This is a genomic window from Nocardioides sp. Z38_18, from assembly GCF_058215695.1.
The window spans coordinates 215281-236953 of sequence record NZ_JBZAJE010000001.1 but is presented as its reverse complement, the minus strand read 5'-3'; the positions used below and the strand labels follow the sequence as shown (position 1 = coordinate 236953).

General features: G+C 71.8%; 22 protein-coding genes. 6 read left to right on the top strand and 16 right to left on the bottom strand.

The annotated features are described in order from the left end of the window. Positions 1 to 61 precede the first annotated feature (61 nt). Genes AC4BGC_RS01085 through AC4BGC_RS01070 form a run of 4 tightly spaced genes read right to left on the bottom strand, consistent with a single transcriptional unit; the run spans position 62 to position 4718 of the window. The gene (locus AC4BGC_RS01085; protein ID WP_490553987.1) at positions 62 to 724 is read right to left on the bottom strand and encodes a GNAT family N-acetyltransferase; all 663 of its coding nucleotides are present in this window, start codon (positions 722 to 724) and stop codon (positions 62 to 64) included. Between the two features lie 45 nt (positions 725 to 769). After that, positions 770 to 2194 carry a carboxyl transferase domain-containing protein gene (locus tag AC4BGC_RS01080; protein ID WP_490546590.1) on the bottom strand — a complete coding sequence of 475 codons (1425 nt, stop codon included), beginning with the start codon at positions 2192 to 2194 and terminating at the stop codon, positions 770 to 772. Then, positions 2194 to 3393: a CaiB/BaiF CoA transferase family protein gene (locus AC4BGC_RS01075; protein WP_490553986.1), complete on the bottom strand. Its 1200-nt coding sequence runs from the start codon at positions 3391 to 3393 to the stop codon at positions 2194 to 2196. The genes AC4BGC_RS01080 and AC4BGC_RS01075 overlap by 1 nt, the downstream gene beginning before the upstream one ends. Before the next feature lie 5 nt (positions 3394 to 3398). Next, positions 3399 to 4718, bottom strand: coding sequence for an SLC13 family permease (locus AC4BGC_RS01070; protein ID WP_490553985.1), 1320 nt, complete (start codon positions 4716 to 4718; stop codon positions 3399 to 3401). 116 nt (positions 4719 to 4834) lie between these two features. Between AC4BGC_RS01070 and AC4BGC_RS01065 the strand changes: the two genes are divergently transcribed. The 3 genes from AC4BGC_RS01065 (at position 4835) to AC4BGC_RS01055 (ending at position 6752) form a co-directional block, all read left to right on the top strand. Next, a complete protein-coding gene (locus tag AC4BGC_RS01065) occupies positions 4835 to 5551 on the top strand; it encodes a FadR/GntR family transcriptional regulator (protein WP_490546593.1) in 717 nt (238 codons plus the stop codon). Further along, entirely contained in the window at positions 5548 to 6315 is a 768-nt protein-coding gene (locus AC4BGC_RS01060) for a sulfite exporter TauE/SafE family protein (protein ID WP_490553984.1), read from the top strand. Before AC4BGC_RS01065 ends, AC4BGC_RS01060 begins: the two co-directional genes overlap by 4 nt. A gap of 71 nt (positions 6316 to 6386) precedes the next feature. After that, positions 6387 to 6752, top strand: a complete 366-nt coding sequence (locus tag AC4BGC_RS01055; protein ID WP_490553983.1) for a UBP-type zinc finger domain-containing protein — start codon at positions 6387 to 6389, stop codon at positions 6750 to 6752. Between the two features lie 2 nt (positions 6753 to 6754). On the opposite strand, the gene AC4BGC_RS01050 is transcribed toward AC4BGC_RS01055, so the two are convergent. The 9 genes from AC4BGC_RS01050 to AC4BGC_RS01010 form a co-directional block, all read right to left on the bottom strand. Further along, positions 6755 to 7066 (bottom strand): DUF202 domain-containing protein, encoded by a 312-nt coding sequence (locus AC4BGC_RS01050; protein WP_490553982.1) that lies wholly within the window; start codon positions 7064 to 7066, stop codon positions 6755 to 6757. Positions 7067 to 7077: 11 nt separating this feature from the next. Continuing rightward, complete coding sequence (locus tag AC4BGC_RS01045) at positions 7078 to 7452, bottom strand: YidH family protein (protein WP_490546597.1); 375 nt, start codon at positions 7450 to 7452, stop codon at positions 7078 to 7080. Positions 7453 to 7483: 31 nt separating this feature from the next. Then, positions 7484 to 8128, bottom strand: coding sequence for a response regulator (locus AC4BGC_RS01040; RefSeq protein WP_490546598.1), 645 nt, complete (start codon positions 8126 to 8128; stop codon positions 7484 to 7486). Continuing rightward, entirely contained in the window at positions 8125 to 9363 is a 1239-nt protein-coding gene (locus tag AC4BGC_RS01035; protein ID WP_490553981.1) for a sensor histidine kinase, read from the bottom strand. Before AC4BGC_RS01035 ends, AC4BGC_RS01040 begins: the two co-directional genes overlap by 4 nt. 60 nt (positions 9364 to 9423) lie before the next feature. Beyond that, positions 9424 to 10179 carry an ABC transporter permease gene (locus AC4BGC_RS01030; RefSeq protein WP_490553980.1) on the bottom strand — a complete coding sequence of 252 codons (756 nt, stop codon included), beginning with the start codon at positions 10177 to 10179 and terminating at the stop codon, positions 9424 to 9426. Beyond that, entirely contained in the window at positions 10176 to 11111 is a 936-nt protein-coding gene (locus AC4BGC_RS01025) for an ABC transporter ATP-binding protein (protein ID WP_490553979.1), read from the bottom strand. The genes AC4BGC_RS01030 and AC4BGC_RS01025 overlap by 4 nt, the downstream gene beginning before the upstream one ends. A 101-nt stretch (positions 11112 to 11212) precedes the next feature. Continuing rightward, on the bottom strand, positions 11213 to 12667 hold the full coding sequence (locus AC4BGC_RS01020) for an NAD-dependent succinate-semialdehyde dehydrogenase (protein ID WP_490553978.1): 1455 nt from the start codon (positions 12665 to 12667) through the stop codon (positions 11213 to 11215). A gap of 71 nt (positions 12668 to 12738) precedes the next feature. After that, positions 12739 to 13143: a DUF2237 family protein gene (locus AC4BGC_RS01015; protein ID WP_490553977.1), complete on the bottom strand. Its 405-nt coding sequence runs from the start codon at positions 13141 to 13143 to the stop codon at positions 12739 to 12741. Further along, the gene (locus AC4BGC_RS01010) at positions 13140 to 13925 is read right to left on the bottom strand and encodes a MerR family transcriptional regulator (RefSeq protein WP_490553976.1); all 786 of its coding nucleotides are present in this window, start codon (positions 13923 to 13925) and stop codon (positions 13140 to 13142) included. The genes AC4BGC_RS01015 and AC4BGC_RS01010 overlap by 4 nt, the downstream gene beginning before the upstream one ends. Before the next feature lie 52 nt (positions 13926 to 13977). Between AC4BGC_RS01010 and AC4BGC_RS01005 the strand changes: the two genes are divergently transcribed. From AC4BGC_RS01005 to AC4BGC_RS00995, 3 genes are all read left to right on the top strand, one after another. Continuing rightward, positions 13978 to 15837 carry a hypothetical protein gene (locus tag AC4BGC_RS01005; protein ID WP_490553975.1) on the top strand — a complete coding sequence of 620 codons (1860 nt, stop codon included), beginning with the start codon at positions 13978 to 13980 and terminating at the stop codon, positions 15835 to 15837. Then, the gene (locus tag AC4BGC_RS01000; protein ID WP_490553974.1) at positions 15834 to 16022 is read left to right on the top strand and encodes a hypothetical protein; all 189 of its coding nucleotides are present in this window, start codon (positions 15834 to 15836) and stop codon (positions 16020 to 16022) included. The genes AC4BGC_RS01005 and AC4BGC_RS01000 overlap by 4 nt, the downstream gene beginning before the upstream one ends. 73 nt (positions 16023 to 16095) lie before the next feature. Continuing rightward, positions 16096 to 17811 carry an NAD(P)/FAD-dependent oxidoreductase gene (locus tag AC4BGC_RS00995; protein ID WP_490553973.1) on the top strand — a complete coding sequence of 572 codons (1716 nt, stop codon included), beginning with the start codon at positions 16096 to 16098 and terminating at the stop codon, positions 17809 to 17811. 16 nt (positions 17812 to 17827) lie between these two features. On the opposite strand, the gene AC4BGC_RS00990 is transcribed toward AC4BGC_RS00995, so the two are convergent. From AC4BGC_RS00990 to AC4BGC_RS00980, 3 genes are read right to left on the bottom strand one after another with little or no spacing between them, the layout of a single operon-like run. After that, complete coding sequence (locus AC4BGC_RS00990) at positions 17828 to 18871, bottom strand: substrate-binding domain-containing protein (RefSeq protein ID WP_490553972.1); 1044 nt, start codon at positions 18869 to 18871, stop codon at positions 17828 to 17830. Between the two features lie 23 nt (positions 18872 to 18894). Beyond that, on the bottom strand, positions 18895 to 19923 hold the full coding sequence (locus AC4BGC_RS00985; protein WP_490546609.1) for an ABC transporter permease: 1029 nt from the start codon (positions 19921 to 19923) through the stop codon (positions 18895 to 18897). A gap of 37 nt (positions 19924 to 19960) precedes the next feature. Beyond that, positions 19961 to 21514, bottom strand: a complete 1554-nt coding sequence (locus AC4BGC_RS00980) for a sugar ABC transporter ATP-binding protein (protein ID WP_490553971.1) — start codon at positions 21512 to 21514, stop codon at positions 19961 to 19963. Positions 21515 to 21673 lie beyond the last annotated feature (159 nt).

The following is a 21673-nucleotide window of genomic DNA, read 5'->3' as shown; positions in this document are numbered from 1 at the left end:
GGCGCTCCGGGTAGTCCCTGACGTTCTGGTGGGCCGCTGTCCGGTTTGGGCGACCAATTCGTCAGGGACTATCCGGTGGCCTGGGCAGTAGCCGCTCCGGCACCAGCTCCTCGAGCGCCTTGCGGAGGGGTGCGGGGGCCCTGAGCTTTCCGTGCGCGAAGGCACGCATCAGGTCGACGACCTCGTCGCTGCCCTCGGGGGTGGGGGTGAGGGTGTAGTCGACGGCGCCGGCCCCGTTGGGGGTGGAGCGGAGCTCACCGCCGAGGTCGTGGAGTACGGCGACCATGGCCGCGTTGTCCGCCGCCACGAGCGCGGTGAAACGCCGGATGCCGTTGCCGCGGGCGAGCCGCATCAGCTGGGTCAGGAGCTCGGTGCCCAGCCCGCGTCCCTGCCAGCTGTCGACCACCGACACCGCGATCTCGGCGACTTCCGGGTCCTCGGTGTCGCGGATGTAGCGGGCGATACCGACCGCCTGGCCGTCGACCTCGTCCACAGCGCCCAGCGCCTCGTGGTCGTAGTGGTCGACCTGGGTGAAGTAGCGCAGCTCGCGCTGGCTGAGCCTCGCCTTCCCGGAGAGGAACCGAAGCCGGCGGGACTCCTCGCTGAACCTCGCGAACCCCTCGGCCAGCAGCGGCGCGTCCTCGCGGTGGACCTGACGGATCACCACTCCGGAGCCGTCGCGGAGCACCACATGGCCGGGGTGGCGCGGGCCCATCTCGTTCATGTCAGCTCGCGTCCCTACGTCGTCGGGTTCCTCCCAGCCTAGGGCTTATGTCCCGAGCCGGGACAGCTCGGTCGCGACCGTGGCGGCGACCGCGGTGGCGAGGGACTCGGCGTCGTCGTCGGGCAGCTCGGGTACGACGCGGTGCACGATCCCGGCCTCGACCAGCCTGGCCGAGCCGATCCCTTGGGACTCGGCCATCTCGGCGGCGTGCTCGGTGTCGCCGAAGCGGATCACGCTGGCTCCCTCGGGCGGGAGCGGGGAGAGCCACGCGTTCTCGGTCGCGAGGACGACCCGGGCCGGGAGCAGCGCGAGCGCTCCCCCGCCGCAGCCCTGGCCGAGGATCACCGAGACCGTCGGGACCGTCATCGTCACCAGGGCGGCGATGCAGCGGGCGATCTCGCCGGCGACGGCGCCCTCCTCGGCGGCCGCGGAGAGCTCGGCTCCGGGGGTGTCGATCACCGTGACCAGTGGCAGGCCCAGCTCCTCGGCGAGCCGCATCCCGCGGCGGGCCTCGCGCAGCGCGGCCGGTCCCAGCGGGGTGGCCGGGGTCTGCTGGTGCCGGTCCTGTCCGACCAGGACGCAGGGCTGCCCGTCGAGGCGGGTCAGGGCCACGAGCACGGCGGCGTCCTGCTCGCCCTCCTCGGTGCCGTTGAGCTCGAGGGTACGGCGGGCGCCGTACCTCAGCAGCTGGCGTACGCCGAGCCGCGAGCCGTCGCGCGTGTGCGTGACCGACTCCCAGACCCCGAGGCCGGTGCCGCCGCCGGAGGGCCGCGGCTGCAGCGCCGGCGGCACCGGCGGGTCGACCAGCACGGCCAGGGTGCTGTCGATCAGCGCGGGGAGGTCCTCGGTCGCCACGACGGCGTCGATGACGCCCTTCTCCGCGAGGTTCTCCGCCCTTTGGACGCCCTCGGGGAACGGCTTTCCCTCCAGCGCCTCGTAGACCTTCGGGCCGAGGAACCCCACGAGCGCACCGGGCTCGGCGACCGTGACGTGACCCAGCGACCCCCAGGACGCGTAGACCCCGCCCGTGGTCGGGTGCCGCAGGTGCACCAGGTAGGGCAGCCCCGCCGCCCGGTGGTCCATCACGGCGCGGGAGATGTCGACCATGGTGAAGAAGGCGGGCGTGCCCTCCTGCATCCGAGTGCCGCCCGAGGCGGTCGTCGCGAGCAGCGGCAGTCCCTCCGCGGTCGCCCGGCGGACGCAGGACACGATGCGTGCCGCGGCATCCCTGCCGATGGAGCCGCCGAGGAAGGCGAACTCGTTGACCACGACCGCAACCTCGCGCCCGCGCACCAGCCCCCGGCCGGTGAGCACCGACTCGTCGGTCCCCGCCCGCTCGGACGCCGCACGCAGCTCGGCCCGGTAGGCCTCGGAGTAGCCGCGAACGTCGATGGGCTGGTCCCAGGACTGGAACGACCCCTCGTCCAGCACCAGGTCGATCAGTCCCTGTGCCGACCACCGCTCCGCCATCAGGACTCCTCTCGGGAGGTCTCGTCGAGCCAGGCGCGCACGGTATCGCCGTGCTGGTCGAGGACGGGCGGTGCCTGGTGGCCCGTCCGGGTCACCTCGGTGCCGTCGCCCTCGAAGAACCGCAGCGGCGGGCCCGGGAGCGTGACCGGCCCGAGCACGGCGTGCTCGACGTCGACCAGCAGGCCCTGGCTGCGGGTCTGGTCCCAGTCGTAGACCTCGTCGATGCTGCGCACCTTGCCCGCGGGCACACCGACCTCGGCCAGGCGCGCCAGCAGGGGCTCGGGCTCCCAGTCGACGAAGACCCCCTCGACCACCTCGATGGTCCGCTGCCGGTTGGCGACCCGGTCGGAGTTGGTGGCCAGCCCCTCGACGGCCGGGTCGAGACCAAAGCCGTCGCAGAACCTCCGCCACAGCCCCTCGCTGCCCACGGAGATCTGCACGGCGCCGTCGCGGCAGCGGAACAGGCCGTAGGGAGCGATCGAGGGGTGGTGGTTTCCCTGCGCCCGGCCGACCTCGCCGGCCACGGTCCAGCGGGTGCCCTGGAAGGCGTGCACGCCGACGGTGGCGGCGAGCAGCGAGGTGCGGACCACCGTTCCGCGGCCGGTGCGGTCCCGCTCGTGCAGCGCGGCCAGCAACCCGTAGGCGCCGTACATCCCGGCGAGCAGGTCGGCGATCGGGACGCCCACCCGCTGCGGGTCCTCGGGCCCCGAGCCGGTCAGGGACATCAGCCCGGCCTCGCCCTGGGCGATCTGGTCGTAGCCCGCGCGGCCACCCTCCGGGCCGTCGTGGCCGAAGCCGGTCACGGAGAGCACGACGAGCCGTGGATTGCGCTGCTGCAGCAGCTCGAAGCCCAGGCCCAACCGGTCCAGCACGCCGGTGCGGAAGTTCTCCACCAGGACGTCGGCGCGGTCGACGAGCCGCAGCAGCACGTCGCGGTCGGCCTCGTCCTTGAGGTCGAGGGTGATCGACTCCTTGTTGCGGTTGGCGGAGAGGAAGTACGTCGACTGCCGGTCGTCCTCGGGCCCGACGAACGGCGGCCCCCAACCACGGGTGTCGTCGCCGTGCCCCTTGGCCTCGACCTTGATCACCCGAGCCCCGAGGTCGCCGAGCATCATCGTGGAGTGCGGGCCGGCGAGGGCCCGGGACAGGTCCACGACCAGGACGTCGTGGAGCGGTCCGCGTCCGGTGGAGCCGGTCATCGCGCTCACCACCCCGGCAGCACGAGGGCCGCCCAGACGAGGAGAGGTCCGACCAGGGTGACGATCACGCTGTAGGTCAGGACCTGCTTGTAGTAGACCGGCTCCTCGATGGTGTCGGGCTTGTTGGCCAGCATCAGGGCTCCGTTGGTGGAGAACGGGCTCACGTCAACGATTGTCGACGACACCGCCAACGCAGCCACGAACAGTGCGGCGTTGATGCCGCCGTCGGCGATCAGCGGCACGGCGATCGGGATGATCACCGGCAGCAGCGCGGTCGAGGAGGCGAAGGCCGAGACCACACCGCCGACGTAGCACAGGACCAGGGCGCCGATGGCGATCGCGCCCAGTCCCGCGGCCCAGCTGCCGACGAACTCCGGCGCCTCGGCAGTGGTCAGGATCGCGGCGTAGGTGCTCACCCCGGCGACCAGGAGCACGGTCGGCCAGGCGATCTGCCGCACGGCGTCCTTGTGCTCGTTGGGAGCCAGCATCGCGAGGACCACGGCTGCGGTGATCGCCACGAACCCGATGTTCTTGTCGAAGGCCAGCGCGATCACCGCGACCGCGACGAAGGCGACGAGGGTGAGCAGCTGGTCACGGCGTACGCCGAGCGCCTGCGTGCCGGTCGGGGCACTGGCACCCATGCCGCGGGCCGGGACGGTCGCGCCGCCCCGGTGCAGGTCCTCGGCGAGCGTGTCCGGGTCGTCGGGGTCGAGCCGGGCGGCCATCAGGTCCCGCCCGCCCAGGGTCACGAACAGCACGGCGGCCAGGACGAGGTTCACGACCAGGCTGGAGAAGAACACTGCCAGCTCGCTGGACGGGAGGCCGGCGTCGCGCATCACCGAGTTGGTGATCGTGCCGTAGATGCTGATCGGCGAGAACCCGCCGGCCTGGGCGCCGTGGACCACCATCATGCCCATCATCAGCGGGCTGATCCGGTACCTGCCCGCGAAGCCGAGGGCGATCGGGCCGATGATCGCGCACGCCGCGGGACTGGCCGCGCCGATGGCGGTGAGCAGCGCGGTGACGAAGAACATCACCCACGGGATCAGCGCCACCCGGCCGCCGACCGCCTTGATCGCGCTGCGCACGATCAGGTCCACGGTGCCGTTGTTCTTGGCGATCGCGAACAAGTAGGTGACCCCGATCAGCGTGAGGATCAGGTCACCGCTGACGCCGGCGAGGATCTCCTTCTCGTCGAGGTCGAGCGCGTACATCCCGACCAGCCAGGCGGCGACGTAGGCCAGCGCCCCCATGTTGATCGGCAGCACCGTGCCGATGACGAACAACGCCACCAGCGCGGTGATCGAAACCCATTCCGGTCCCATGCTTCTTCCTTCCGGTGCAGAGCCACCGGGCCGGCACGTCTGTGATGCCGATCACCCCACTGGTTCAGTGGCCTAGCCAATAGGTCAGTCGACCACCTGTCAATAGACTCGTCCACATGGACTCCACCTCGCGCCGACCGATGCCGGTCTTCCCCGAGCGACTGGTGCGCACCCGGCTCTACGAGCAGGTGGCCGAGCAGATCACCACCTGGATCGCCGAGAACGGTCTCGCCCCCGGCGACCGCCTCCCCCCGGAGCGCGAGCTCGCGACCCGGCTCGGGGTCAGCCGCGCGACGCTGAGCCAGGCCCTGGTCGCCCTCGAGGTGATCGGCGTGGTCGCGGTGCGCCACGGCGACGGCACCGTGGTCACCCAACCGCGGACGCGCCGGATCGTGGAGGCGATCCGCGAGCACGCCGACCGCCTCCCGGAGATCATCGAGACCCGGGACGCGCTGGAGACCAAGATCGCTGCCCTGGCCGCCGTACGCCGCACCGACGAGGACCTGCGTCGCATCGACGAGGCCCTGGACGCGATGGCCGCCGACATCGACGCGGGCGGCCGCGGCGTCGAGGGTGACGAGCGCTTCCACGGCGCCGTGACCACCGCCGCGCACTCCCTGCTGCTGGCCCGGCTGATGGACGAGATCGGCGAGCTGATCAAGGAGACCCGGATCGAGTCGCTGTCCCAGCCCGAGCGGCCGCGTGCCTCCCTGGCCGGGCACCGCGCGATCGCCGAGGCCATCCGCGCCGGCGACCCCGAGGGCGCCTCCGGCGCGATGCACGCGCACGTCGTCCTGGTCAGCGACGTGGCCCTGCTCCGCGACGACCGGTGACCGGCGCGGAGCAGCTGGCGGTCCTCGCCGCCGGCCTGGGTGCCGGCGTGCTCACCTCCACGGTGGGCGTGGCCTCGCTGCTCAGCTTCCCGGTCCTGGTCGCCGTGGGGCTGCCACCGGTGGTGGCCAACGCCTCGAACACCATCGGCATGACCCCCGCCGGCCTCAGCGGCTCGTTCGGCTACCGCCGTGAGCTGCGCGAGCACCCGCGGATCACCTTCCTCGTCCTGGTCCTGTGCGCCGGTGGCGCGGTGCTCGGCGCACTGCTGCTCCTGGCCCTGGACCCAGGCGTCTTCGAGGCCGTCGTCCCGTGGCTGATCCTCGGCACCAGCCTCCTGGTCGGCGTCCAGCCGCTGGTGACCAGGCGACTGCGCGCCCGGCGCGGCCCGGACGCCGCCGACCGCGTGCAGATGTCGCCCGCCACCGGGTTCTGGGCCGCGCTCACCGGGGTGTACGGCGGCTACTTCGGCGCCGGCTCGGGGGTGATGATGGTCGCCGTGCTCGGGTTCGGCCTCGACCTCGAGCTGCGCATCGTGAACGCACTGAAGACGCTGGCGGTGATGTCGGCCAACGTCGTGGCCTCGGTGATCTTCCTGTTCCTCGCCGAGCTCGACTGGGTCGCGATCGGCCTCCTGGCCGCGGGATCGGTGTTCGGCGGCTACCTCGGCGCCCACATCGGCCGCCGGCTGCCGCCCGCGGTGTTCCGGACGCTGATCGTGCTCGTGGGGGTCACCGCGGCGACCCTGATGCTGCTCGAGGGCTGACCGGGTCGGGGGCGGTCTGGGAGACTGGAGGGCGCTGCGGATCATCGGCACCCCCGGGATCGGAGACCCACATGACTGAGGACCACCTGCCCGAAGGCATCGACGTGGCCGCCCTGCCCAGCGGCACCGGGTGCGTGGAGTGCGACGCCGCCGATCCGGCCGGCTGGTGGGTGCACCTGCGCCGGTGCGCCGAGTGCGGGCACATCGGGTGCTGCGACTCCTCCCCGGGGCAGCACGCCACCGCGCACGCCGAGTCCAGCGGTCACCCGGTCATCCGCAGCTTCGAGCCGGGTGAGGACTGGTTCTACGACTACGAGACGGGCCAGCCCTTCGACGGCCCCGTCCTCGCCGGGCCCGAGTCCCGGCCGGTCGACCAGTCGGCACCGGGCCCCGCCGGGCGCGTCCCCCCGGACTGGTCCCAGCGCATCCACCCCTGAGGTCAGGCCAGCACGAGGGCCACCGCCGAGGCCACGGCGAGTCCAGCGATCGCAACCGCCAGACAGGTGAACGCGGTACCAGCGGGACGGATCCGATGGTCCGGCGTGGAGACCAGCCGGCCCCGTCGCCTCGAGTACGCCAGCACCAGCACCCCGAGGGTCACCCAGACGCCGGCGAGGGCGACCGCGAGCGGCATCGGGAAGGCCCGGTCGTGGCGGACCAGCACCAGTCCGCCGTTGGCGAACATGGCCAGCGAGGTCCGGGACCACGCGAGCACGGTCCGCTCCCGCTGCAGGCCGCTGTCCAGGGCCATCGCGGCCGGCCTCAGCCCAGCAGCTCGACGAGCAGCACGACCAGCACACCGATGCTGATCGCGGCCAGCCCGATGCCCAGCAGCACGGGGAGTCCGCCGACCTTGAGCCGCCCGCCCCGGGCCATCGCCTCCTGCACTGCGCGCCAGCGCCACAGGCCGCCCAGGCAGACCCCGCCGGCGAGCGCGGCCAGCACGATGCCGGCGGCGTCTCGGAAGACGTCGGATCCGAGGTCGGGGGCGAACTGATCCAGGGCCACGGCCGAGGCGATCAGCGCCAGCCCGGTGCGCATCCAGGCCAGGAAGGTGCGCTCGTTGGCGAGGGTGAACCGGTAGTCGGGCTCACGGCGCTCCCCCGTGTGGTGCTCGTCCTGCTGCTCCTGCGACATCCCGCTCCTCTGCGTGGCCGGACCGACGACCCTAGACGGGTGGGACGCCCCCCAGGATGCCCCGCTCGTAGGCCGTCGCGACCGCCGCCGCACGGTCGGTCACCGCGAGCTTCTCGTAGACGTGCACCAGGTGGGTCTTCACGGTCGCCTCGCTGACGAACAGCTCCTGGGCGATCGCGCGGTTGGAGTTGCCCTTGGCGACCAGTGCGAGCACCTCGCGCTCACGGGCGGACAGCGCGGCGCCGCTCGGCGGGCGGCGTACGTGCGAGGCCAGCCGGCTGACCACCGCAGGGGAGAGCACCGTCTCCCCCGCCGCGGTGGCGCGCACCGCGGCGAAGATCTCCTCCGCAGGGGTGTCCTTGAGCAGGTAGCCGGTCGCGCCGGCCTCGATCGCCGCGACCGTGTCGGAGTCGGTGTCGTAGGTGGTGAGCACCAGGACCGCGGCCCGGGAACCCTGGGCCCGCAGCGCGCGCACGGCCTCGACCCCGCCTCCGCCGGGCATCCGGAGGTCCATCACGACCACGTCGGGATCCAGCTCCAGCACGCGGGCCACCGCCTCGGGACCGCTGGCGGCCTCGCCGACGACCTCGAAGTCCGCCACCGAGCTGAGCATGCTGCGGATCCCGTCGCGTACGACGGGATGGTCGTCGGCGACCACGATCCGGATCGTGCTCACGCGGCCTCCCGGGGCAGCGCCGGGAGCCGGAGCGACACCGCGGTGCCGCCGCTCCTGCTCGACTCCAGGGTCAGGTCCCCGGCGAGCCGCTCGGCGCGCTGCCGCATGCCGCGCACGCCGAAGGAGGTCTCCTTGGCCGGCTGGCCGGGGTCGAACCCGGCCCCGTCGTCGCGTACGTCGAGGAGCACCTCCTCCCCCTCGTAGGAGAGCGTCACCCCCACCCGTTGCGCAGCGGCGTGGCGGGCGACGTTCGCCAGGGCCTCCTGCACCACCCGCAGCACCGTCGCCTCCACCTCGGGATGCAGCGGCCGGACGTCGCCGGTGACGACCACCTCGGCGCGGGAGGGGTGGTCGGCAGCCCACGCGGACACGATCGCCTGCACCGCCTCCGGCAGCCCGGTGTCGGCGAGTGCCGCCGGGGCCAGGTCCATCACCGACCGGCGGGCCTCGGCGAGCGCGGCGCGGGTCAGCTCGGTCGCCCGGGCGATCCGGGCGCCGGGATGCGCCTCCTGGCCGGCTGCCTGGAGCTGGGCGAGCACCCCCGCGAGCGACTGCGCGATGGTGTCGTGGATCTCGCGGGCCAGCCGCTGCCGCTCCTCGTGCACGCCGGCGACCCGGGCCTGGGCCACCACGGTGTCCTGCAGGGACTCGTTGCGCTGCAGGGTCTCCTCCAGGGCCCGGTTGACCCGCTCGAGCTCGGCGAGCGCGACCGCGCGCTCCTGGTGGGTCTGGTCGACGTGCAGCGAGTAACGGCCCATCGCGGCCGCGAGCCCGAAGTTCACCGCCATCAAGACCAGGAAGAACGCCAGGGAGGCGGCGACGCCCTCGCGCACGCCGCTCGACTGGCCCAGGGCCATCACCGCGGCCGTCGCGCCGAAGGCCCACCACACCCGTCGGCCCTTGAACGTCTCGGTGGCGTCGGCGAAGCCGATCCAGGCGAAGATGCAGAACAGCGGGTTGAGCAGGGTCAGCGCGAACGCGAGCAGGGTGCGGACGACGTAGCGCCGCGGCGTGGGCCCGCTCTGCGTGTGGCGTGCGCCGTAGGTCGTCCAGGCCAGCCAGGCCGCGGTGAGCGCGGCCAGCGCGAGCTGGGCGGCCAGGCGCCATCCCGGGGACGTGGCACCGGTCGCCGGGCCCGTGGCCAGGGCCACCACCGTGACCCCCGCGAGCAATCCCAGCGGCAGGTGCCGGAACCAGCGCTGCCAGTCCAGGGGGTCCGCGACGGTCGTGCTCACGCGTCGTACCCTCTCACTTCCTGGCTCAGTTCCTGGCTCACTTTCGACTCACTCATGCACTCACTCCCAGCGGAAGCTGCGCACCGCCACGACCGAGAGCACCGCTGCCCAGGCCGCGACCACCAGCAGGTGGCCCACGCCTGGGAAGTCGCCGGCCATCGCCTCGGTCATCGCCTCCGCCGCGGCGGTCAGGGGGGTGTAGCCGAGCACCTCCCGCAGGGTGTCGGGCAGCACCTGCACCGGCACCCAGAGGCCGGCGGTGAACATGGCGGGGAAGAACACGATGGTGCCGATCGCGGTGCCGATCCGCTGGTTCGGGGAGACGGCCGTGACCACCGCACCGATGGAGAAGGCCGCCACCAGGACGAGCAGATAGGCCAGCGCGTAGCCCAGGACGGACTCGGGCAGCGGGGTGCCGAAGACCACCCTTCCCACGGCCAGCACCAGCACGGTGGAGACGAGGACGGCCGCGGCGTGCAGCAGCACCTGCGCCCCCAGCACGGTGCCGGGACCCAGCGGGGTGGTGCCGAGCCGGCGGAGCACGCCGCTCTCGCGGTAGGCGAAGACAACCGGGGGCATCGCCATGATCGCCGCCATGATCATCGAGAGCAGGATCATCACCGGGAGGTAGACGTCCACGGTGCTCAGCCCGCCGAGGTCCGCGTCCGGCTCGCGGAAGCTCGGGATCGCCCCGAGGATGCACAGCAGCGCCGTCGGGAAGACCAGGATCCAGAACAGCGATGCCAGCTCGCGCGTGAACAGCCGCGCCTCGACACGTACGACGGCAGCGGCACCGGGCCGGGTCAGGGTGCTCATGCCGGCTCCTCCACCTGGTCGGCGGTCAGGCCGAGGTAGGCGCTGTCCAGCGAGCCGGAGCTCACCTGCAGCCCCCGGGGCGCGACTCCCTGCTCGCTGAGCCAGGTCAGCGACGCCAGCGCCACGTCCTCCCCGCCGGTCACCACGACCAGGCCGTCCTCGCTGCTGACCGAGCGGACAGCCGGGAGCAGGCCCAGCGACTCCAGGTCCACCGGCACCTCGGGCCGGAAGCTCATCACGGTCTCCTCCCCCGCGGTGCGGATCAGGCCCTCGGGGGTGTCCAGGGCCCGGAGCCGGCCCCGGTCGACGATCGCGATCCGGTCGCACAGCGCCTGGGCCTCCTCCATGGAGTGGGTCACCAGCAGCACGGTGACTCCCTGGTCCCGCAGGTCCCGGACGATCTGCCACACGTCGCGCCGGGCCCGGGGGTCCAGCCCGGTGGTGAGCTCGTCGAGGATCACCACCTGCGGGTTCGCCACGAGCGCCAGGGCGATGGAGAGCCGTTGCTGCTGGCCACCGCTCAGCGTGCCGAAGCGGCGGCCGAGGTGCTCGACGAGGCCGAGCCGCTCGGCGACCTCGCGCCAGGGCACCGGGTCGTCGTACAGCGCGGACCAGAGCTCGAACGCCTCCTGCACCGTGATCTTGGCCTGCAGGCGGCTCTCCTGGAGCTGGATCGACAGCACCCGGGTCAGGGCGTCGCGGTCGGTCCACGGGTCGATGCCCAGCACGCGTACGGCGCCGGCGTCGCCGGTGCGCAGCCCGGCGATCGACTCGACGAGGGTGGTCTTGCCGGCACCGTTGGGCCCGAGGATCCCGAAGATCTCCCCGCGCTCGACGGTGAGGCTGATGTCGTCGACGACGACCTTGGTGCCATAGGCCTTGCGGAGACCGTCGACCTGGACGGCGTGCTGTGCGGACGTGGTTGGAGGCATGCGCCAACCCTCGCCGCTCACCCCACCCCGGCACATCGGGCACCAGGCGGAGCCGCGGGGTCAACCGATCGGTTGACCCCGCGGCCGCGAGATCGTCAGCGTCAGGGGGCGATGCCGACGTACTTGACCGAGAGGTACTCCTCGATGCCCTCGGGTCCTCCCTCGCGGCCGAAGCCGGAGTGCTTGACCCCGCCGAAGGGAGCCGCGGGGTTGGACACGATCCCCTGGTTGATCCCCACCATCCCGAAATCGAGGCCCTCACTGACCCGGATGGTCCGGCCGAGGTCGGTGGTGAACGCGTAGGCGACCAGGCCGTACTCGGTGTCGTTGGCCATCCGGACCGCGTCCTCGTCCTCGGAGAAGGTGACGATCGGGGCGACGGGACCGAAGATCTCCTCGCGGAACAGGTCTGCGTCCGGAGACACGTCGGTGAGCACGGTGGGCTCGAAGAAGTAGCCGGCGTCGCCGGTGGTGGAGCCGCCGGTGACCACCGAGGCGCCCCTGCCCGTGGCGTCGCCGACCAGCTCGGCGACCTTGTCGAGCTGCTTGGCGTCGATCAGCGGGCCGACGGTGACGCCGTCCTCGGTGCCGCGCCCGACGACCTCCGCCGACATCTTCTCGGCGAACTTCGCGGCGAACTCCTCGGACACCGACTCGTGGACCAGGAACCGGTTGGCGGCCGTGCAGGCCTCGCCCATGTTGCGCATCTTGGCCAGCATCGCGCCCTCGACTGCCTTGTCGAGGTCGGCGTCGGCGAAGACCAGGAACGGCGCGTTGCCGCCGAGCTCCATCGAGACCCGCAGCAGCTGGTCGGCGGACTGGCGCACCAGCGTCTTGCCCACGGGTGTGGACCCGGTGAAGGTCAGCTTGCGCAGCCGCGGGTCCCCGATCAGCGGCTCCATCACCTCGCCGGTGTGCGCCGTCGAGACCACGTTGAGCACGCCGTCAGGGACGCCGACCTCCTTGAGGAGGTCCGCCAGGGCGAGCATGGTCAGCGGCGTCTGGGAGGCGGGCTTGACCACCATCGTGCAGCCGGCGGCGATGGCCGGGCCGATCTTGCGGGTGCCCATCGCCAGCGGGAAGTTCCACGGCGTGATCATCAGGACCGGGCCGACCGGCTGCTTCATCGTCAGCAGCCGGGTGTTCCCGTCCGGTGAGGACGCCCAGCGGCCGGCGATCCGGACGACCTCCTCGGAGAACCAGCGGAAGAACTCCGCCCCGTAGGTCACCTCTCCCCGGGACTGCGCCAGGGGCTTGCCCATCTCCAGGGTCATCAGCATCGCGAAGTGGTCGGCCCGCTCGGTGAGCAGCTCGAACGCGGACCGGAGCAGCTCGGCGCGCTCGCGCGGGGCCGTGCGCGCCCAGTCGGCCTGCGCCGCCACGGCGGCGTCGATGGCGGCCTTGCCGTCCTCGACGGTGGCCGAGGCCACGCTGGTCAGGATCTTGCCGGTGGCGGGGTCCTCGACGTCGAGCGTCGAGCCGTCGGAGGAGTCACGCCACTGCCCCCCGATGAAGAGGCCGGTGGGGACGCTGTCCAGGGTTTCCTTCTCGGTCATGGTCCCAACCTAGGACAGGATCGGTGGCGCGACGAGGGATGAGCCCGACCACCCGGTCGTCGGGCCCGGTGTCACTCCAGCCCGCGCGGGTCGGTCGGTACGTCCACGGCGTGCAGGCGCAGCGCGGACAGCGGCACGATCTGCAGGACCGTCTCGTTCGTCGAGGCGAGCACGACCGGGGCCGCGGCGCCGTCGAGGTGCGCCCGGGCCCAGTTGACCGCGGTGACGCACCACCGGTCGCCCGGCACGAGTCCCGCGAAGCCGTACTGCGGCATCGGTGTGGAGAGGTCGTTGCCGATGCTGCGCTGGTGCTCGAGGAACTCCGCCGTGACGACCGCGCAGATCGTGTGGCTGCCGCGGTCCTCGGGGCCGGTGGCGCAGCAGCCGTCGCGGTAGAACCCCGTCATCGGGTCCGTCCCGCAGGGCTGCAGCTCCTCGCCCAGGACGTTGCGCTCGGTCACTGGCTCCGGGGTCATCGGCTCCTCCGCTCCTTCGACCGGCTACTAGCGGCCGGGGACCGGAGCAGCTCGCGGTCGAAGGTCTGCTCGATGCGCTCGGACATCACCAGCTCGAAGGCGCCGAGCAGCGCCTCGGTGGCCAGGGTCCGGACCTCCTCGAGGGCACGCTGCACCTGGTCCCACTGCTCCTGGGGTCGACCGGCGTCGACGAAGGGCGTCCACACCCGCTTGAGGTAGAGCTCGAGGTAGACCCGGGCCACGCCCTCGGCGTGCTTGCGCAGCTGCCCGACGACGTCGAGGGCCTCCTCGAGCCCGAGGCCGAGGGTCTTGATGGCGTGCTCGCCGGCCTGGAGGAGTCGCGGGGCGAGCTCCTCGTAGGTGTTGTCCCCGACGGGACGGATCAGGCCGAGCTTCTCCACCCGGGCCAGCACCGGCGCCGCGGCGGCGGGGTCCTCGATCCCGAACCTGCGCACGAGGTCCTCGATCGTGGTGACCTGCCCCTCGGTGGTGCTGAACAGGCCGCGCACCGAGCGGGTGAACCGCAGCAGCTCGGCGTCGGAGAGACCGCCCTCGTCGAGCATCCTGGCGAGGCTGTCGAGCTTGAAGCCCTCGCTCTGCAGGTCCTTGATCAGCTCGATCCGGGCCACGTGCCGGTCGTCGTAGTACCCGGTCCTGCCCCGCACCTGCGGCGGTGGCAGCAGCCGGCGTGACTGGTAGGAGCGCAGCGAGCGCACTGTCATCCCGGTACGGCGGGAGAGCTCCTCGATCGTGAAGTCCTCCGCGCGTGCCTCGTCCGTCACACCCCGCACGCTACCCCTTGCTATGTGCCATTGAATATTGTTACATCCACGCATGACATCGTTCGGTCTCCTCGTGACCCAAGCCGACTCCCGGCCGGCGGGCGCCGCCCCGATCGACCAGATCGTGCTCGCCACCGGCGCCGCCGTGATCCTGATCGGCCTGCTGGGGGTGCTGGCCATCGGCCACCGCACCAGGCGCATCGACGTCCTGCAGCGACTGATGGACCGCACCGAGAAGTCCTGGTTCGGCACCGGCCTCGCCGGGTGGGCGATGTTCCCCCTGCTGCTGGCGATGGCCTCACTGGTGACCGCCCTGCTCGGGATGTACTGGGACATCTCGCTGCACATCGGGGTCGGACGCGACGAGGGCCCGCTGGCGAACCCCGCGCACTACCCGATCATGTTCGGCCTGTTCGGCATCTCCGCCTCCGGCGTGCTCGCGTGCGTGCTGGCCCGCGACGAGAAGCCCGGCCCCGCGTCGGTGCGGCTCAGCCGGACCCTGCACGCCCCCGTCGGCGGCGTGCTGCTCACCGGCGCCGGCTCCTACGCCCTGCTCGGCTTCCCCCTAGACGACGTCTGGCACCGGATCTTCGGCCAGGACGTCACCCTGTGGGGCCCCACCCACCTGATGCTGATCGGTGGCGCGGGCCTGTCCCTGGTCGCGATGGCGATCCTCTACGAGGAGGGCCGCGACGCGCGTGACCCCTCGGCGACACCGGGCGGGACTCGCGTGCGCACCTACCTGCACCGCAGCTTCATCATGGGCGGGATGCTGATCGGGCTCTCGGTCTTCCAGGCCGAGTTCGACTTCGGCGTACCCCAGTTCCGCCTGGTGCTGCAGCCGATGCTGATCGCCCTGGCCGCCGGACTGGCGCTGGTCGGAGCACGCCTGTGGATCGGCCGCGGCGGGGCCGTCGCCGCGGTGCTGTTCTACCTCGCGGTGCGCGGTGGCGTCAGCGTCGTGGTGGGCCCGGTGCTCGGCGAGCTCTGGGCCGCGGTGCCGCTCTACCTCGCCGAGGCGGTCATCGTGGAGATCGTCGTGCACCTGCTCCGGCAGCGCCCGGTCGTGGCCGGAGCCGTCAGCGGGCTGCTGATCGGCACCGCGGGCTTCTGGGCCGAGTACGCCTGGACCCAGGTCGCGTTCCGGCTGCCCTGGACCGGCGACGTCGCGCTCGAGGGGATGGCGATGGCCGTCGTCGGCGGCGTCAGCGGAGGTGTCTGCGGCGCGCTCCTGGTCCTCGGACTGCGTGGCCAGCTGCCTGTACGACGTGCACCCGCGATCGCGTTCGGGCTCAGCATCCTGGCCGTCGCCGCTGCCGCGACCAACGGCCTGGTCGTGACCCGGCCCCAGGACCTCGGCGCGACCATGGAGATCAGCCCGGTCGGCCAGGACGGCGCCCGCGCGAACGCCTCGTTCGAGTTCGACCGGGCCCCGGTCGACGGCGCCCCGGCCTGGATCATGATCACCGGCTGGCAGGGCGGCGGCTCCAAGGGCCTGCACATCGACCACCTCGAGAAGGTCTCCTCCACCACCTACGAGACCACCAAGCCGATGCCGGTCGCCGGCAGCTGGAAGACGATGGTGCGGATCCAGGACGGCCGCCACATCGCGGCGCTGCCGGTGTTCCTGCCCGAGGACACCGCGCTGGACAAGCCCGAGGTCAGCGCCACCGACGGCGCACAGCGCGAGGTCGGCAACGAGAAGCTGCTGCTCCAGCGCGAGCTCAAGGAAGGCGTACCCGGCTGGCTGTGGCTCGTCGCCGGATTGGTGGTGCTGGCCTGCTCGCTGGTCCTGGTCCTCGCGCTCGGCTGGGGGGTCGCCCGCTACTCCGCACTCCGGGCCCGTCCGGCCGGCGCAACCGAGCCCGTTCCCGCGCCGGATGACGGGCCCAGCGTGGGCGCCTCCCGGTGAGCGTCGCCGGGAGGCTCCCGGTGGCCGTCGGGGTGCCCCAGCACATGGGCCCGATGCACGGGTTCGAGGCGGCACTGTTCTACCTGCTGGTCTTCGGGCCGCTCCTGGCGCTGGCGGTCACCCTGGTCGTCGTACGCCGCCGGGACAGCAGGCTCGAGGAGACCGAGCCCGAGCACCACGGATGAGCCGGACGGGCCTGCCCGGCGCCGCGGAAAATGGGCACCGCCGCCTGCCCGAAGTCGGCCTACGCTGGAGAGCGTGGCAGAGCCGACCATCGTCCTCGTCGCAGAGCACCACACCGACGTGCTCCTCGAGGAGTTCCGGAGCAGGTACCAGCGCGACTACGACCTGCGCACCGCGACGGACGCCAGCGAGGCCGAGGAGACCGCCCGCGCGGTCCTCGACGCCGGCGGCCAGGTGGCGATGTTCGTCACCGACTCGCGGCTGCCCGACGTCGAGCACGTCTTCGAGGCGCTCCACCGCTGGCGCCGGCTGGTGCCCACGGCCCGACGGGTGATCGCCGCCCACCTGGACCACTTCCTCGCCGACGCCCCCGCCCTCCGGGTCGGCCTGGCCAAGGGCAAGTACGACGCCTACCTGCTGATGCCCCGCGGCAAGCGGGACGAGGAGTTCCACGGCGCGATCACCGACCTCCTCTCGGAGTGGACGGCCACGGTGCCGCGCCCCGAGGTCGTCACCGCCAAGGTCATCTCCCCGGCCCACGACTCCCTCACGATGGCGATCCGCGACTTCCTGGACCGGATGGGGATGCAGAACCGGGTGCACCACCCCGACGACCCGGAGATCGCCGAGTACCTCGCCGGCGTACGCGAACAGCTGGGCGTCGAGGACCTGCGCTGGCCCGTCGTCGTCTCGGCCAACCGCAGGCCGATCGAGGCGACCAGCGTGCGCGACGTGGCGATCTCGATCAACGGCAAGCCCGGCGACCTCAGGCTCGAGGAGGTCGTGGACCTCGCCGTGGTCGGCGGCGGCCCGGCAGGACTGGCAGCAGCGGTCTACGGCGCCTCCGAGGGCCTCTCGGTCGCGGTGCTGGAGGCCGAGGCCGTCGGGGGCCAGGCCGGCACCAGCTCGATGATCCGCAACTACCTGGGCTTCCCCCGGGGCATCTCCGGGATGCGGCTGGCCCAGCGCGCCCGCAACCAGGCACTGCGCTTCGGCACCCGGTTCCTCACCGGCTGGGAGGTGACCGGCCTGGAGCCCGGCGCCGACGGCACTCCGCACCTGCTGCGCACCGAGGGGGGCGAGGTGCACGCCCGCACCGTGCTCATCTCCAGCGGCGTCACCTACCGCAAGCTGGGGGTGCCCGCGCTGGAGGACCTGGTCGGCTCAGGGGTCAACTACGGCGCCGCCATGACCGCGGCCCGCGAGATGGAGGGCCGCGACGTGTTCGTGGTCGGCGGCGGGAACTCGGCCGGGCAGGCAGCGCTGCACCTGGCCCGGTTCGCGAGCACGGTCACGATCGTGGTCCGGCGGTCAGGCCTCGCGGAGACGATGTCTCGCTACCTGATCGACGAGATCGGCTACAGCGAACGGATCCGGGTGCGGCCCTGCACCCGGGTGGTCGACGGCGGCGGCGACGGGCAGCTGGAGTGGCTGTGCCTGGAGGACACCACCACCGGCGACCGCACCACCGAGCCGGCACAGGGGCTGTTCCTGCTCCTCGGTGCCGAGCCGCGCATCGACTGGCTGCCCCCGGAGCTGGCCTGCGACCGCGACCGCTTCATCCTCACCGGCCGCGACGTCCCCCGCGATCGCTGGATCGACGGGCTCCCCCCGGCCAACCTGGCCACCACCGTCCCCGGGATCTTCGCTGCCGGCGACGTCCGCTCGGGCTCGATGAAACGGGTCGCCTCCGCCAGCGGCGAGGGCGCCTCGGCCGTCCCGCTCGTGCACGCCTACCTCGCCCCGGCACCCGAGGACGGGGCCGTCACGATCAACCCGCCGGTGTCCTGAGGGGGACCGGCCCGCGCTAGAAGATGCTCTTCGGGTCGTAGTACTCCTCGATGTTCGCGCAGCCGATGCCCACCGCCTTGGTGAACGACTCCTCCGGGTAGTCGGCTGGCTTCTTGGCCCCGGTGCCGATCTCCAGCGCGATCTGCAGCGCCTTCTCGGCCGCCAGCGTGGGCGAGTTCAGCCCGGTGGAGATGTAGCGCCCGTCGCACCCGCCGTCCTTGATCAGCTTCAGGCCCTCCTTCTGGCCGTCGGCCGCGGCGGCGACGTACACGTCCTTGTAGCGCTCCTTGCCCTTGATCACGTTGTAGGCACCCAGGGCCATCGAGTCGTTCAGCCCCACGACCAGGTCGGTGTCCGGGTTGGCCGCCAGCATGTTCTCCGCGGCCACCTGCCCCTTGTCCTGGGCGTAGTCACCGCTCTGCGACCCCACGATGTCGTACTTCAGCCCGCCCTCGTCCAGCCCGGACAGGAAGCCCTTGCGCCGCGCAGGGCCGACGAACTCGTCGGTCGCCGGGCCGGTCAGCAGCGCCAGCTTGATGTTCTTCTTGCCCATGTCCAGGAAGCGCTTGGCGGTGATCTTGCCCGACTCCCGGCCGATGGTCAGGTTGTCGGACTGCACGCTGGTGGTCCCCGTGCCGGGCACGCTGGTGTCGATGTAGACGACCGGGATCTTGGAGGCGATCTGGGTCATCATCTCCTTCTGGCCCTTGACGCTGGTGGCGTTGACCACCAGGACGTCGGCGCCCTGGGCGAGCATCGCCTGCATCTGGTTCATCTGGACCACGGGATCCTTGTTGGCGGCCTGGAAGAGCAGCTTGAAGCCCTTCTCCCGGGCGATGTCCTGGGCCTTGACCTGCATCGCCGCGAAGTACGGCGCCTGCAGCTGCTGCTGCGCGAAGCCCACCACCACGTCCTTCGGATCCGACCTCACCCCGTTGGCCGGCGCGGACGCCGGCTTGCTCGACGGGTAGATCTGCCCACCGCAGGCCGAGAGGAGCACCAGCGCTGCGACGAGTGCGCCCGCACGCCCGGTCCCACGACGCCGTCTGCCTGCCTGCATGTCCGTCTCCCTCACCTCGCCGGCTACTTGGTCGCGGGCTGGGTCGAGTCGGTCTTCTTCCTCGACTTGATCTGCACCGTCGCCAGCGTGACCGCCACCAGGATCAGCGCACCGCGGAACGCGTCCTGGAGGAACGTGGAGACGTTGAGCAGCGAGAGCAGGTTGGCGATCACCGCGAAGATGATCGTGCCGACGACCGCGCCGAAGACCTTGCCGTAGCCACCCGCGAGCCGGGCACCGCCGATCACCACCGCCGCGATCGCCTCGAGCTCGAGGAGGTTGCCGGCCGTGGAGGTGCCGCTGGCGAACCGGGCGAGGAACATCCAGCCGCCGAGCCCGACCAGCAGCCCGGCCAGGATGTAGACCGACCACAACGTGGTGCGGACGGGGATGCCGGAGCTCCTGGCCGCCTCCTTGTTGGAGCCGATCGCGTAGACGCGGCGGCCCCACACCGTGCGGTTGAGCAGGAAGCTGACCAGGGCGATCATCAGGATCCAGATCAGCGCCAGCACCGGGATCCCCAGCAGCGTCGCCTGGCCGACGTCGGCGAACGTCGCCGCGGCCTCGGGGACGATCGGGATGCCGTTGCCGTAGGCGTAGACCAGTCCACGCGCGAGGGCGAGCATGCCGAGGGTGACGATGAACGGCTCCAGGCCGCGGTAGGAGACCAGCCACCCGTTCACGGCGCCGACCGCGCCGCCGATGAGCAGCGCCACCACGAGGGCGAGCAGGACCGAGGGCCCGCCGAACAGGCCGGCGGAGATGACGGCGGCCAGGCCGAGTGCGGAGCCGACACTGATGTCGATGCCACCGGTCAGTACGACGATCAGCTGGGCCAGGGTGACCACGCCGATGATGGACATCTGCAGCAGCAGGTTCGTGATGTTGGTCCCGCCCCAGAAGACGCTCCCCTTGGTGACCGTGGCCACCAGCAGGATCGCGACCAGGATGTAGAGGGCGTACTGGCCCTTGAGCCAGCCGACCAGGGCCTGTCCCCGGGAGTAGTTCTCCTCGTGGTCGTGCACTGCCGGAAGAGCTTCGCTCGCAGTCATGATCGAGTCCTCTGCTGGTGGGGTCGGAGCGGTGGGTTCAGTCCTCGTGGGAGAGGGCGGTGCGGATGAGGTCGTCGGTGTCCGCCTCCTCGGGGTCGAACTCGGCGACGATCTCGCCGTTGCGCAGGACGAGGATGCGGTGGCACAGCGACAACAGCTCCTCGGCCTCGCTGGAGACGACCAGGACCCCCCTGCCGCGGGCGGCGACGCGGTGGATGATCTCGTAGATGTTGGCGCGGGCACCGACGTCGATCCCCTTGGTCGGCTCGTCGAGGACCACGAACTCGGGGTCGGTCTCCATCCACTTCGCCACGACCACCTTCTGCTGGTTGCCGCCGCTCAGGGTGCGGGTGTAGGTCCTGGTGCCGCCCTTGACCTGGTACTCGCCGATCAGCTCCCGGACGCGCTTCTTCTCCTGCGCCGTCTGTACGACGCCACCCCGGGACAGCTTGGGGAGCACGACCAGGCTCATGTTCTCGCCGTTGTCGAAGTCCTTGACGAATCCCTCCAGCCGGCGATCCTCGGTGAGGTAGGCGATCCCCTTGGTCACCGCCGTCTGCGGGCTCGGCAGGTCGATCTCTTCGCCGTGCAGCCTGATCGAGCCACTCACCGCCGGGCGCTGGCCGGTGATCGTCCGGGCGACCGAGGAGCGCCCGCTGCCGACCAGCCCGTAGAGGCCGAGGATCTCGCCCTGGTTCACGTCGAACGAGACGCCCCTGGCCGCGCCACCGTAGAGGTCGCGCACCGACATCACCGGAACCTCGTTCTCGCCCACGTCGACCGGGGCTGGGCGGTCGAGGGCCTTGAGCGCCTGCCCGATCATCAGCGTGGTGACCTCGTCCGGATCGCTGTCGGCCGCGTCGAGCACCTTGACCAGCTTGCCGTTGCGCAGCACCGCGATCCGGTCGCACATCGCGAACACCTCGTGCAGGCGGTGGGAGACGAAGATGACCGAGGTCCCGGCCCTCTTCTCCCGCTCGACGAGCTCGAGGATGTCGTTGAAGTGCTCCTCGCTCGTCGAGGCGGTGGTCTCGTCGAGGATCATGATCTTGTGGTTGCTCACCGCGGCCCGGCTCAACGACAGCATCTGCCGCTGCCCCGGTCCGAGGTCGCGTGCCAGCTCCCGGGTGGACAGGTGCCCCAGGCCGACCCCCGCCAGGACCTTGCGGGTCTCCGCACTGTTCGTGTCGGTCTTCGTGGCCCACGGGCGAATGTCCTTGCCCGCACGCAGCTTGTAGAGCCAGACGTTCTCCCCCACGGTGAAGTCGTCGATGATCAAGGGCTCCTGGTGCATCATCAGCACCCCCGCCTGCTCGGCCTCCGCGGCGTCGCGGACCGGGTGCGGGTAGCCCGCGATGCTGATCTCGCCGTCGGTCAGCGTCTCGACCCCGGCCAGCAGCTTCGCGAAGGTCGACTTGCCGGCGCCGTTCGCGCCGCACACGCCCAGCACGCTGCCGGCGTACCCCTCGAGATCGACGCCGTCGAGCGCCTTGACACCGGGGTAGTGCTTCTTGACGCCCACCGCCCTGAAGGCCACGGTCCTGCCGTCTGCCTGGGCTGAGTCCTCGTCGAACTGCTGGGCGGTGGTCACGGCTCTCCTCACCTCACCCGGCGCCGCGCTCCCGTGAATCGCAGGCCCACCAGGTGACTCAGGTCACAGGGCAGTCTGCACCCACGGGGCCCGGTGTGGCTATGGGGGCGGGCCCGGACGTGCCTCGGAGGCGCAGGTGGCGGGGCGCGGCGGTGGGGA